This is a genomic window from uncultured Eudoraea sp. (genome assembly GCF_947258525.1).
In the GTDB taxonomy this organism is placed as follows: Bacteria; Bacteroidota; Bacteroidia; order Flavobacteriales; family Flavobacteriaceae; genus Eudoraea.
Genome location: NZ_CAMYIP010000042.1, coordinates 1 through 13251 on the forward strand (window position 1 = coordinate 1; position 13251 = coordinate 13251).

Sequence of the window (13251 nt, forward strand, 5' to 3'; positions counted from 1 at the left end):
GAGACAGGGAAATGGTCCGTGTGACCCAGGGGGTCCTGGGGCTCAAACGAAAAAGGTTAATGGAATACTTCAGTGATTGCGAGGAGCTGGTGAGGGCACTAAATAACAAAGAGCTGAAAAATCCGGATGAAGTTTTTAACTACTATCTGGTGAATTGTCCTGAAACTCCGTAGTAAACGAAATCACAATACTACAACGTGTAATCTGAAGACTGATCTTCAAATTAAGGTCCGGTAAATACTTTTGTGCGGAGTACAAAGCGTATAAGGGATTCGGGGAGTAAGCTGCTCTACTGTCTTAATGGAATTGAGCGAACGGAAAGTTATTTGATTGAGGTATCTTTATCTGTAAATTCCTCCTTATTAGCTATTAAAATGATAATAGAAACTGAACGATTGATTTTGAGAGAATTGGTCCCTACAGATGCAGAGAATATGCTCCGGCTACACTCAAATCATCAGGTTCAGAAATACACTGGAGAAGACCTAATCACAACTTTAGAAGATATCTACGGTAAGATTAAAGAAAAAACCAATGACTATGAAAAGTATGGATATGGTAGATGGGCAACTACATTAAAAAATGGAAAGCAATTTGTAGGCTGGGCAGGTTTGGCCTATCTGCCTGAATTTAATGAAATTGATATTGGTTATAGATTCTTGCCAGAATTTTGGGGAAAAGGTATAGCTACCGAAGCATCTCATGCAATTTTGACTTATGGATTTGATAAACTCAAATTAAAAAGGATAATCGCAATTGCAATGAATGAGAATAAAGCATCAATCAGGGTGATGGAGAAAGTTGGGATGCAATTTGACAAATATGCACCTTATGAGCCAGGCGGTGAAGATTGTACCTGGTATTGGTGTGACAAAGAGCTTATAACAAATAATTAAAACCGGGTATAGAAAATCGATTGATTATAAATTTGACTTTAAAACACTAAACCAATTTTCAAAGTAAGCTGTGCTTTGAAAAAAGTCATTATCAGTATGAAAAAAGAGATTCCAATTAAAGCTAAGGAGAAAAATATGACACATTACATAGACGGATTCGTCCTTCCCATTCCCCAAAATCACCTCAGCGAATACAAGCGTGTGGCTGAAACGGTTGCAGAGATATGGAAGGAACATGGCGCACTCGACTACTGTGAGTATGTTGGTGAGGATTTAAAATTAGAAGGTACACGTTCTTTCCCGGAACTCTTAGATGCACAAGAGGACGAAGCCATTGTATTTGGGTGGGTGGTGTTCGAATCGCGAGAGGCACGCGATCTGGCAAATAAGCGGGTCGCGGCCGACCCAAGGATGACAGATTTAATTGCTTCATTGATTAATCCGTCAAGAATGGTTTTTGATGCTAAACGGATGGCTTATGGAGGATTCCATCCGCTCGTCCAATCAAATAATAGTAAGGTTAAATAAAAAATGACCAAAAAAAATAGTGTATTTATTGCAACAAGTATTGATGGTTACATCGCTGATAAAAATGGCGGAATAGATTGGCTTTATTCAATTCCAAATCCCGATAATGACAATATGGGATATGTAGAATTCACTAACAATATTGACGCTCTTGTTATGGGGCGAACAACTTTTGAAACTGTATGCGGATTTGACGTTGATTGGCCATATGACAAGCCGGTCTTCGTATTGAGTAATACGTTAAATGAAATACCGCAAAGTCACCAGGAAAAAGCATTTTTAATAAAAGGTACACTTACTGAAATTATAGAGCAGATTAATAAAAAAGGATACAATCGTCTTTACATTGATGGAGGTACTACCATATGTAACTTTCTGAAAGCTGATCTAATTGATGAATTGATAATTACGACAATTCCAATAGTATTGGGTGGTGGCTCTTCATTGTTTTCTGAACTGCCAAACGAGCTGAAATTCGAATTAATTACAACTAAAACATATTTAGATCAAATAACGCAACGTCATTACAAACGAAAAAAGTAAAAAACTATATAGCAAGGTTTAAAGCCAATGTATATGTTCCTTTAGCCACACTCTTAGCCTTCATTATTGCCAATTACTGACAAATGATAAAATTCTTCAGACCCCGTAGACCACAGCATTAGAAAAGGGGCATGCTAAAGGATTCAGCCAATCATTGCCCGTGTGTCCTCCAAAAGTTTCTTCGTTTTCCTAAAATTGGAAACAGGTGCAGCCACCCTGATGCATTCTTCAGACATCTTTGATTTCCAGTCTTCTTTGATAGCCTTAATCACCGCCTTGGCCAGGTGCACACTAAACACTTCTATATCATCATTTTCAGGAACCAAATATCCAACATCACTGGTCATAAAATCCCTTGGACCGCCGGAATCAGCCCCTACTACCGGAACTCCGCAGGCAAGACTTTCAATTAACACCATCCCAAAAGGTTCTGCTTTTGATGGAAATGTGCAAACATTTGCAGCTGCAAATAACTTAGCCAACTCTGGCTGCATTAGCGGCCCAACAAAGCAGGTATTCTTGTTACCAAGTCTTTCGTTTAAGTTCTGCAACTCAATATTGTAATCTTTTTTCTGTTTCTCCACGATCAAGGTAAGAATCTCATCTCCAAACTCCGCCTCCCAAATCCTGGCGGCGCGCAGTACCGCGTCTATTCTTTTCCAGCCAACAAATTGCCCTACAAAAACAACCATGTGTTTGTAATCTGTTCGAACATCATAGGTTTTCTCTTCGGTCAAACCCAGATGCTTAAGCCGGGCTTCCTTTAACACATCTTCGAGTTTTATATTAGGACGAGGGACAAAACAGCTATTGAAGCCGGGATTTGCCAAAATAAACCGATTCTTATCAAACTGAGGAAACAAATCAGAGAACACTTCCATGTTTTCTTCGGAAATAGCGTAGGCTAAATTAACATTACCCGGTTTGGTGCAGTCATCAAAAATCTTCAATTCAGTCAATTGTTTGTGAAATGAGGATGGCCATTTTCTTTCTACAGATGTTATTTGGCCCTCAGAATTTCCTGCATCAACCAACGCGGTTTCACGTAATTCATTCATCATCATTATCATCGCAGTGCCATGCAAATACGTAACTATTGGTGGTATAGAATACCCGTTAGCGGCCCTCTTTTCCATTACTTGTTTTGCGATAATGCAGTTTATACATGTGTGATGCGCTATAAAAAGCTGGATTTCGGAACCCGCTTCAAAAGTATTTTCTATTTCCAGCATATAGTCATAAACCAGGTCTACATGTTCTGAGATGAATTTATCAACGTATTGTTCGCTAACTCCTGACCATCTGTGGCCATACGGATGACTATACTCAGGTACCTCGGAATCCATTTCATAGATTCTGACATCATTTCTATTTAAGTCCTCGTTCTTTTGGCGGGCAAATCCGGACGGAAATATAGAATAGCTGGCTACACCTTCCATAGTATTAAAAACCTCATGTTGTGCCTCGTGCAATATTCCTGATCCGGAGGTTGCCTCTACCGGGGATTGCCAGGGATAAGAACCAAGCTGAAAAATTACATATTTCCCGGAAGGATCCGTTTCATTGTTTGCACTGGTTTCGTTGTTAGAAGGTCTAATCATAAAGTTAGGTTTTTTAGTATTCAACGTCGTTTTGTAAGACTGCCGGGAGGACTGTGCTATAGATTCTTTTCCACTGCAGTTAGGTGCAATATAACCAATATAAAATTTAACATGTGGAGAAAAAAAGAAATGAAGCCCAAAAAAATGCCCGTCTATTTAAGAGATCGTTATTTTTAATTTCAGATAGAATTAATAAGTGGCTTTATATTTCTTAACTTGTTTGCTAAACCTTTAAGTTGTGAAATTTACGGCAATTAAAACGTTGGCTTTAACTAAGCTGTTGATAATATTGAATTAATAATAATAAGGACATTTTCGATATAGTAATTACATGAAAATAGAAGCTTTACATAAATTTCATGACGCCGATTTCTCAAAAGAATGGGCTGAAAAATTTGTGCCTGTACTCCTGAGGCGGACAGGTTCATTTACTTACGGCTTGTCATAATCATGGGCAAAGCATTGTAAAGAATAAGCAAGATGAGAAAAAACATTAAGGTAGCAGCCGCACAACTTTCCCCAATATTCTTAAATAAAGAACAAACTGTGGAGAAAGCTTGTGAAGCGATATTAGATGCGGGAGAAAAAGGTGTTGACTTAATGGTATTTCCTGAGGCCTTTATTCCCGGCTATCCAGATTGGGTGTGGCTGATCCCTAACAGTAAAAGAGCCGAATTAGATGACCTTTATTTAAAACCTGAAATACCATGAGAAAATTTATATTATTAATTTGCTTTCTTCTTTTTAGTATCCCATCCTCAAATGCGCAGTGGAAAAATCGATATCCAAAAGTGGACGGATATGGTCATCATGTATACCTGGAAGGGTTTGAGCTTCCTGTCCTAAATTCCGGTCCACTGGATCCTGCACCATCTCCCCGTGATAATCAGGTTGTATTTTCCGCCAAAGGATGGTTATGGATGCTGGATCTAGATACATCGGAAGCCATGAGGATAACCACTTCTGGTGGCATTGATTCCAGGCCGAATTGGTCTCCCAATGCAGAACAAATCGTTTTTGTCAGGGACAATGGCTCAGATACCCAAATTGTTTTGCTTGACGTTCTTTCAAAAAAAGAGACCATCCTTGTTGACACAGAAGCCCTGGACCTAGACCCTGTTTTTGCATCATCGGGTGACTTTGTATATTACTCCTCTGCTAAAAATGGGTCTTTTGATCTTTGGAAAATAAATCTTTCTTCATCAGAAATTAGTGTTCTTACTCAAGAAAAGAGTCTAGAGCGGCTTCCTGTTCCAACACTTGAAGGTGACAAAATAGTATACTTAAAGAAAAGTGGATTTTCCTATGATTCTATAGAGCTGTTAGATATTACTGAAAACACATCTACCCATCTGGCAGAGGAAAACTTTGCATCTCAAGCGGCTTTTACTCTTTCACCTGATAATACAACTTTAGCCTATACCTGGCCCAATGGTGACGATTACGAGCTTCGATTGCTAAACATTACAATTCCCAAAAGCAGGATGCTACTTACTAAAAGTCAAGGCCTTCCTTTAACTCCAAAATTTAGCTATGACGGTCGCTGGGTCTATTTTGCAGAATACAATGAAAATGAAGTTTCCGAGCTAAAAAGAATCAGTGTCAATGGTGGTTCACCGGAAATTCTAACAATAAAGAAATGGAATTGGGGAACAGCAACCGGCAAACTCAAGATCCATAGCAAAGTAGATGGAAAAACAGAAGCAGTTAGGTTTAACATTACCCATAGCAATGGACATCCCATTATTCCCAATAAAGGAGTTGTTCATTCTGAAGGGCAAAATGGATTAGTGTTTTTCTATTCCCCGGGAGAAATTGAAATAGAGGCACCTATTGGAGAGCTTACCATTACGGCTGCCCATGGTTTTTCAACCTCAAAACATATCCAGAATGTTGAGATAGGTGAAGGCACTAAGGAAACAGAAATAAACCTGACAATGATATGGGATGCAAACAAAGAAGGTTGGTATGCTGCGGATAATCATTTCCATCTAAACTATGGTGGTACAAACCGATTAGAGCCTGAAGATATTCTTATAGATCTTAAAGCCGAGGGCATAACTATTGGCTACCCCTTGGTGGCTAATTTAGGTAATCGGTTTCTGGAGCAGGATTTGATACATTGGAAAAATGAGGGAACCCCAATGTTAAGGTTCGGACAAGAGGTTCGTTCACATTTTTTTGGTCATTTAAATATAATCGGAACCCAGGAACTCTTCTGGCCCTGGGTATGGGGTCCTTCCTACGATATTTATGGAAATGACGACCGGTTAAATGCCGAACCTTTACGATTTGCACGAGAAAAAGGTGCGGTTTCGGGCTATGTGCACCCGGTAGCTGTGCAAGATCCTTTTAAAGAAGGAGCAGCCGGGGCTATTCCAAAATCATTGATAGCGGATGCTGTACTGGAAGAAGTAGATATTTTGGAATTGGGGTGTTTGTGGACAGATGAAATCGGGACTTCCGCATTGTGGCACGAGTTTCTCAACCTGGGTATTCCAATTGCTATATCTGCAGGCAGTGATGTAATGAACGACTATTACAGAACTATGGCTGTTGGCGCCACCAGAGTATATGTAAAACCTGAGGGAGCATTAACTGAGCAAAGCTTTTTAGACGCTCTAAAAAAAGGGAGGAGTTTTGTTAGTAATGGCCCGCAACTTTTATTTTCTGTAGATGATAATGAGGTAGGTGGCGTTGTGACCGCCAAAAAAAGTAAAGCCAGTTGGCTGCTAAACGTATATTCCCCTGTTCCTTATGAGAAAGTGGAAATATTCGTCAATGGAAAAGTAGTCTGGACTAAAAAAAGTAAAGGCAGCGATAGTGAAACCTACAAGGGTTCTATTCAAATTCCTGAAGGAGGATGGGTTACAGCACGGGTTTCCGGGGGCAAAAGCGATTGGCCCATGATGGACAGTTACCCATTTGCAGAAAGTTCTCCTATTTGGTTTTATGAGATTGGGAGTACATCAGCCAACACCAAAATTGAGGCGGCCAGGAAACTACTGGAAGCATTTAAGGTCTCGGATAAAATTGTGAAAACGAACTATCTGAATAAGGAAATTCCTAATGTCACTGCTCATTTTTCTAAAGCGCAGGAAAAATTATTGAATATCATCAAAACCGCTAAATAGCAGCAGAAACACAGCTATGATATTACTTTGGCTTTTCCCTACTTTAAATTTTATTACTTTTAAACAGCCTGATTTCTTAGCTGAAAAATCCTAATGTGGAATAGCTCTTAAACAATTGACCATAATAGCAAAAATAAACCAACTTTCATGCAGAAGATAAACATCAAAGACGGTCCTAAAATTGAGGATTACAAGGCCTATGGCAGCTTGTTTAATCTGGTAAACGAATTTTTAGAAACCACAAAACAATCGGTTGCCGACCTCAAAGGCTGTACTATTTGGATGATTAATTCTACCGCTACAGGGGGCGGTGTAGCAGAGATGCTGCCCAGCCAAATACGAATTATGAGATCTCTGGGTGTAAAGATAGAATGGATGGTCATTGAAGCCAGTGATGAATTGTTTTTTACCCTTACCAAACGAATACACAATGCAATACACGGCAGCGGTGATGGTATTTTTACTGATGAAGATCGAGCCATTTTTGAGCAGGTAAATGCCCAGAATGCAGAGCGAGCTGTAGCTGCTATAAGCGATGGAGACTTGGTTGTAATCCACGATCCACAACCTATGCCGCTCGCGGCAATGATCGCTAAAAAAAGAAATGTGAAATTGGTATGGCGTTGTCATATTGGTTTGGAAGAACAAAATGAAACAACCCAGGGAGTCTGGTCATTTCTATCGAGCTATTTTGACTCCTATGACCATTTCGTCTTCAGTCTCACTACCTATGTTCCTGAAGAACTGAAGGAAAAAACCGCAATTATTACACCAGCCATTGATCCCCTGAGCCATAAGAACAGAACACTGCATACGGATAAATGCATCAGTATCTTATTGCAAGCAGGCATCGTCAATGGCCGTGAACCTTTGCTCTTTGGTTTTTATGACCACCAGGCAAGGCGTGTAATGCCCGATGGCACCTTCAACACAGTAAATCACAACAGCAAGCTGGATCTTATCTACAGACCAACTGTTACAGAAATCTCCCGTTGGGACAGGCTAAAAGGTTTTAAGGAACTTATGAATGCCTTTATCATGATGAAAAGGGAAAATGAGGCTGCCGGAGACAGATCCAGTATTCCCTACAAAAGGATTAAAGCGGCACGATTGGTCTTAGGCGGACCGGACCCAGCATATGTGGCTGACGATCCGGAAGGAGAGGAAGTACTGAACGAATTGATTGAACAATACCGATCCATTGATCCCGAACTACAGGAAGATATTGCCATTTTGCTGCTGCCGTTAGACAACCCCAAGGAAAATGCATTGATTGTAAACGCCCTGCAGCGCTTTTCTAATATTATTGTCCAAAATTCCATCCAGGAGGGTTTTGGGTTAACAGCAACCGAAGCCATGTGGAAACAACGACCGGTTTTGGTCTCGGGTGCGGCAGGATTGCGATTTCAGGTACAGCACAATATTAACGGAAAGATTAATGAGGACCCTACAGATATAAGCAGTTTGGCAAACATATTGAAAACCATGATCAACAGTCCTAAAGAGAGAGATAAATGGGGCTTTAACGGACAAATCAGGGTTATTGGCAATTTTACACTATTTAACCAGATTTCCTCCTGGCTATCGGTCCTGTCTAAAATAAGATGACTCCTGGTTTTTGGTTAAGCATCGAAATATTAAAGAGCTGTATAAAAGAATAAGGTAGCCTGGTAATATGCTGTGATCAGGAATGAACTAAAATACCAATTAATTAAACCAAATGAGTTAAACTGAATGGAAGTATCATCACCTAACTACCAGAAAATGCGATGGATAAAAAGAGTTATCACCCTGGTATTGGGTATAATTATCTGGCATCTCCCAATTCCCTGGGATCTGTCGCCGAATGTCTGGCATTTGTTCACCATTTTTATAACCGCCATCATAGGTGTTCTAATTGATGCCCTGTCTATTTTTACGGCATCTGTTTTGGCGATGGTAGCGGTAGTCCTATTCAGAGTTCTTACTCCCGAAAAAGCTTTTTCAGGATTTTCAGAGAGCTTTATACTGCTTATTTTAGCTGCTTTTTTAGTGGCAAAAGGTGTTATTAAATCGGGCCTGGGAAGGCGTATCGCATTTTTATTAATTCGCCGGTTTGGAAAATCTACCTTAAATCTGGGGTATTGTATTGTTGCCACAGACACACTCCTGGGACCTGCCATTCCAAGTAATACGGCAAGATCGGGAATCCTCTATCCAATTGCCCATGCTTTATCCCTGGACACCGGGTCTTTGCCAACTCCAGAGAGCAGAAACAAAACCGGAAGTTATCTAATGATGACCGCCATCTCCGGACACACTATAAGTTCAGCGCTATGGTTTACCGGGATGGCTGCCAACCCGGTGGGTGCCGGAATTGCTGCTCAATTCGGAGTAAACATGAATTTTGGTAATTGGGTTTTTGTGGCTTCGGTTCCCTGCATCATAGCACTAATTGCAATACCCATGGTGTTGTATAAACTCTTTCCGCCGGAAATTAAACATACCCCGGAAGCTCCCGAAATGGCCAGGAAAGCACTTCATGAAATGGGGCCCATGAGTAAGCAAGAAAGGATTATGGGTATTACCTTTTTTGGAATGATCCTGCTTTGGGCTTTTTCCCCGCTTTTGAATATCAATTTAGCCATTGTTGCCTTTCTTGGTTTATCCATACTCATATTGTCTAATGTTTATACCCTAGAAGATATCAGACAAGGAGGTGGAGATGCCCTGGAAACCTATGTATGGTTTGCTATTTTATATATGATGAGTACCTCGCTGAATGAAATGGGTTTTATGAAAACCCTTGGTGCTCAAATAGCTGACCAAATAAGTGGATTTAACTGGGTTACGGTATATATCCTCCTGACCGTATTATATGTTGTAATTCACTATCTTTTTGTCAGTCAAACAGCACAATTGCTGGCTTTATACGCCGTTTTTTTACAGGTAGCTGTAAATGCCGAGGTACCTGCAGCACTAATGGCTTTTATGCTTTCATTTGCCACAAATTATTTTGCGGTGATGACGCCCCAGGCTTCAAGTTCAAATGTTTTATTCGCCGGGAGTGGCTTTTTACCATCGGAAAATATCTATAAACAAGGTGCCATCATCACGGTTTTGAATACGGCAATCTTCCTTCTTGCAACCCCATGGATTATGTGGGCATCGTCAGTATAAGGGAATTCATGATTGAACAAAAAGAATTATTGAATGAGAACGTACAAATCCCAATTTTTACTAATTTAAGGATGAATCAATAAAATTAAACTCATAGAAATGAGCACTATCAATAACCACATTAGTTATATAGAGTTTAAAGCCAAAGATCTTGAAGCGGTAAAAACATTTTACGCAGCGGTGTTTAACTGGACGTTTAAAGACTATGGCCCAACCTATGCTTCCTTTTCAAATAGCGGCCTGGCAGGGGGCTTTGAACAAGCTGAGGATGCTATTACCAATGGTGCCCTGGTGGTTCTTTATCATGAAGATCTGGAGCAAATAAAGGATAAAGTAATCCGATTTAAAGGACGCATTTCAAAAGAGATTTTCTCGTTTCCGGGCGGAAGCAGATTTCACTTTCTTGATCCTTCGGGTAATGAATTGGCCGTTTGGTCCGACAAATAAAACAAGGGGTTGAACGCCATTTCTCCATTTTCTAGCATTCAATTTCAAGCCTTATTTAGTACCTTAGGGCTAAATGCACCAAGTTACCAGTCTTCATTTATGCTTGGCCAAAGTTGCTTCACCACGAAGGTTGTAAAACCAGGGAGGAGTGACTATGACAATCAATAAGCCAATAACAAAAAGTTTATTAGATATTAACCAACAAAAAAAGAAACAAATGAGTAATATGGCAGAAAAAGTAGTGTTGATCACCGGGGCAAGCAGTGGAATTGGAAGGGCTACTGCAGAGGCTTTTGCGGCTAAAGGCGCACATATTGTTGTCGCTGCGCGTCGAAAAGCAGAACTTGAAAGTCTGGTTGCTTCTATCAGGGAAAAAGGTGGAAAGGCAACTGCCATCACGACTGACGTTTCTGTTGCCAGGAGTGTAGAGCAAATGGTGGATCATACTATAGAAGTATTTGGCCGTTTGGATTATGCAATTAATAATGCCGGTATAGAAGGAAAATTCTTTGGAATAACGGATCTTTCTGAAGAGGATTGGGATCAGGTCATAGACATTAACCTAAAGGGTACATTTCTTTGTATGAAATATGAAGCCCAGGCTATGCTCAAGCTTGGTCATGGCGGAGCAATTGTAAACATCGGTTCCGTTAATTCATTTCTCGGTTTTCCAACCGGATCGGCCTATGTGACTTCTAAACACGGGCTCATTGGATTAACGAGCAGTGTCTCTGCCGAGTTAGCACCAAAGGGAATCAGAGTAAACCTATTATGTCCGGGTGTTACAGATACACCAATGCACCAACGCCTGAGGGGTATTGTTGGTGACGACTTGTACGATAAAGGATTGCTTCCTACGGTACATTTACAAAGAGCTGGTCGTCCCGAAGAGATAGCAAAAGCTATTATCTTTCTTTGTTCAGATGAATCCAGTTATATTTCTGGTTCAACACTTACCGTAGACGGTGGACTCACTTTAACTATGTAGATCTATTTAGAAACTATGACCAACCAAAAAACCAATGATAAAATTCTTTCGGGTAATTAGACAAAATCTACTTTCGGAAGGAAAAACCGGAAAGTACCTTAAATATGCAATTGGAGAAATATTGCTGGTTGTTATTGGAATTCTGATTGCGTTGTCCATTAACAATTGGAATGAAAATCAGAAAACACAAGTCCAAATTAAAAACTCACTTATAGCCTTAAAGAGCGATCTTGCACAAGACACCTTGTTGATCAAAGAAAAGCTGCCCTTTATTATTGAGCAATATCAATTAAATGAGTCTTTAAGGGCAAGGGTAGCTAAAGAGGGTGCAACTTTAGATACGCTAATTCATATTATGCGCCATGAATTTAATCCAAACTGGAGTGCTCAGATAGTGTACAATACGAATGCTTACAATGGCTTAAGCCAGACTGGCTTGATAGAAATAATTTCTGATTCTCTAAGGGCGAATATCAAGAATTTTTACAATAAGAAATTCTTTCTAAAGGACAGAATAGAAAAAACCACGAATGATTATCGGGGAAAAATTACATCCTATGTAAACACCTATACTTTTGGCTCCACGCCAATTCATGACCAGGGACCATTGATAGATTCACTTGTTTGGGAGAAAATAGATAACAGTCATCTTGCAGCCACATTTCAGGGCATTAGCAATTTTAAGAGGATTCTATTTACTGAAACCAAAGAAGAGCTCGAATTTTCTCTTACCAATTCCCAAAGTTTAATAGAACACATAGATGCTTATTTAAATAACTCAAAATGACTTTAATTTGTGGTAAGATTAATTTAACAATAGGCGGCGATTAAAAAAACTATTAAGAACAATACGAAATGAACATTGAAACATGTAAAAAATATCTGGGATTTGTATACCGCGAATGTGATAGGTTCCTGAAAGACGGGCGGGTCACGGATGATGAATTAAATAAACTGATCATTGAGTTTCACAGATTTCTGGATCAGGTAGCTGAAAGTAGCCTGCCTTCTGAAATAAAAGATAAAATCGCTGATTTGCAAATAGCCTATCCCAGAACTCAAATTATCCGTGGGTATGGGTACATGTTTTCCGTTACATTAACTCTTGGATTATGGGCTTTAATTTCTGCAAACCTTAGACAACGAAAGCGAAAGCGGGTTCTGGAAAATCTAAAAAGTGATACAGTAGACACCTTAATTTTAATTAAAAGGAATTACTAAAAAAGGATTGTTATGATTAATTATCACAACATTAAATCGATCAGTAGACAACATATAAAATAACTCTATTATTAATCAACTAAATCAATGAATTATGGATTACAAAAAATCGATTCTGAATCTTGTAATTAGCCTGTTTTTATCCCCTATTATTGTTTACATTGTATTGCTGGCAGCCAAAATGGCCGGTTCATCCTACGAAATGACACATGGGGAAACATTTATTATCTGGTTGCTTATGGCAATAGTTATCAATCTGTCTATAACAAAGAAGACATAACTAAGTACCATCTCTTCATTTTGTGGATAACGGGAAGCTAATAAAAGTGATGATGCGTATCCGTAAATGGAACAAGAGAAAACAGGCTTAACTCACTCTGAAATCCTGATCTTTATCTGAAATATAAGGTCAGGATCCAGAGAATTTCAAATACATAAATGGCCTTTATATTGCGTGTTAGTGCTATGATTAAACAAATAATTATTCCAATAATCCGTAACCACATCGCCTCGATGCTAACGCCAAAAGCAGGAATCAAATGCAAGGCAATATATAGCGCTTTAAGACCAAAAACTATAGGGATCCGTTTCCTGAAATAAGCTTCCGTGTCTTTTAATTCTACCTCAGGAGTGAAAGCGTGAACTAACATCAAAAATATGATGGGTTGTATTAGGAATAGCCAGTATTCATGGTAGGTTATAAGCGTACTATCCTGGATTAGAACCAAAAACAG

Annotated in this window: 14 protein-coding genes; 12 read left to right on the plus strand and 2 right to left on the minus strand. The window is 39.4% G+C overall.

Translation table 11 applies throughout. The annotated features are described in order from the left end of the window. The first annotated feature begins 374 nt into the window (after positions 1-374). The 3 genes from Q0X89_RS02700 to Q0X89_RS02710 all read left to right on the plus strand — a co-directional run bounded on the left by Q0X89_RS02700 (position 375) and on the right by Q0X89_RS02710 (position 1967). Entirely contained in the window at positions 375-896 is a 522-nt protein-coding gene (locus Q0X89_RS02700) for a GNAT family N-acetyltransferase (protein WP_297691069.1), read from the plus strand. Positions 897-971: 75 nt separating this feature from the next. Continuing rightward, a complete protein-coding gene (locus Q0X89_RS02705; protein WP_297691070.1) occupies positions 972-1424 on the plus strand; it encodes a DUF1428 domain-containing protein in 453 nt (150 codons plus the stop codon). A gap of 3 nt (positions 1425-1427) precedes the next feature. Further along, the gene (locus tag Q0X89_RS02710; RefSeq protein ID WP_297691071.1) at positions 1428-1967 is read left to right on the plus strand and encodes a dihydrofolate reductase family protein; all 540 of its coding nucleotides are present in this window, start codon (positions 1428-1430) and stop codon (positions 1965-1967) included. A 143-nt stretch (positions 1968-2110) separates the two neighbouring features. Here the strand turns inward: Q0X89_RS02710 and Q0X89_RS02715 are convergent, their stop codons facing one another. Continuing rightward, complete coding sequence (locus Q0X89_RS02715; RefSeq protein ID WP_297691072.1) at positions 2111-3568, minus strand: glycosyltransferase family 4 protein; 1458 nt, start codon at positions 3566-3568, stop codon at positions 2111-2113. 480 nt (positions 3569-4048) lie between these two features. Between Q0X89_RS02715 and Q0X89_RS02720 the strand changes: the two genes are divergently transcribed. The 9 genes from Q0X89_RS02720 (at position 4049) to Q0X89_RS02760 (ending at position 12797) form a co-directional block, all read left to right on the plus strand. Beyond that, positions 4049-4279: a nitrilase-related carbon-nitrogen hydrolase gene (locus Q0X89_RS02720; protein WP_297691073.1), complete on the plus strand. Its 231-nt coding sequence runs from the start codon at positions 4049-4051 to the stop codon at positions 4277-4279. Beyond that, the gene (locus Q0X89_RS02725; RefSeq protein ID WP_297691074.1) at positions 4276-6702 is read left to right on the plus strand and encodes a CehA/McbA family metallohydrolase; all 2427 of its coding nucleotides are present in this window, start codon (positions 4276-4278) and stop codon (positions 6700-6702) included. Before Q0X89_RS02720 ends, Q0X89_RS02725 begins: the two co-directional genes overlap by 4 nt. Positions 6703-6849: 147 nt before the next feature. Next, positions 6850-8310, plus strand: a complete 1461-nt coding sequence (locus Q0X89_RS02730; RefSeq protein WP_297691075.1) for a glycosyltransferase — start codon at positions 6850-6852, stop codon at positions 8308-8310. A 126-nt stretch (positions 8311-8436) separates the two neighbouring features. Beyond that, positions 8437-9861, plus strand: coding sequence for a DASS family sodium-coupled anion symporter (locus tag Q0X89_RS02735; RefSeq protein WP_297691076.1), 1425 nt, complete (start codon positions 8437-8439; stop codon positions 9859-9861). 99 nt (positions 9862-9960) lie between these two features. Next, complete coding sequence (locus Q0X89_RS02740; RefSeq protein ID WP_297691077.1) at positions 9961-10308, plus strand: VOC family protein; 348 nt, start codon at positions 9961-9963, stop codon at positions 10306-10308. Between the two features lie 154 nt (positions 10309-10462). Beyond that, entirely contained in the window at positions 10463-11296 is an 834-nt protein-coding gene (locus tag Q0X89_RS02745; protein WP_297691078.1) for an SDR family NAD(P)-dependent oxidoreductase, read from the plus strand. A 34-nt stretch (positions 11297-11330) separates the two neighbouring features. Continuing rightward, on the plus strand, positions 11331-12083 hold the full coding sequence (locus Q0X89_RS02750; RefSeq protein WP_297691079.1) for a DUF6090 family protein: 753 nt from the start codon (positions 11331-11333) through the stop codon (positions 12081-12083). 68 nt (positions 12084-12151) lie between these two features. Continuing rightward, positions 12152-12517: a hypothetical protein gene (locus Q0X89_RS02755; RefSeq protein ID WP_297691080.1), complete on the plus strand. Its 366-nt coding sequence runs from the start codon at positions 12152-12154 to the stop codon at positions 12515-12517. 94 nt (positions 12518-12611) lie between these two features. After that, positions 12612-12797: a hypothetical protein gene (locus Q0X89_RS02760; RefSeq protein WP_297691081.1), complete on the plus strand. Its 186-nt coding sequence runs from the start codon at positions 12612-12614 to the stop codon at positions 12795-12797. Between the two features lie 112 nt (positions 12798-12909). Here the strand turns inward: Q0X89_RS02760 and Q0X89_RS02765 are convergent. Continuing rightward, a partial coding sequence (locus tag Q0X89_RS02765; protein WP_297691082.1) for a hypothetical protein occupies positions 12910-13251 on the minus strand: 342 nt, incomplete at its 5' end.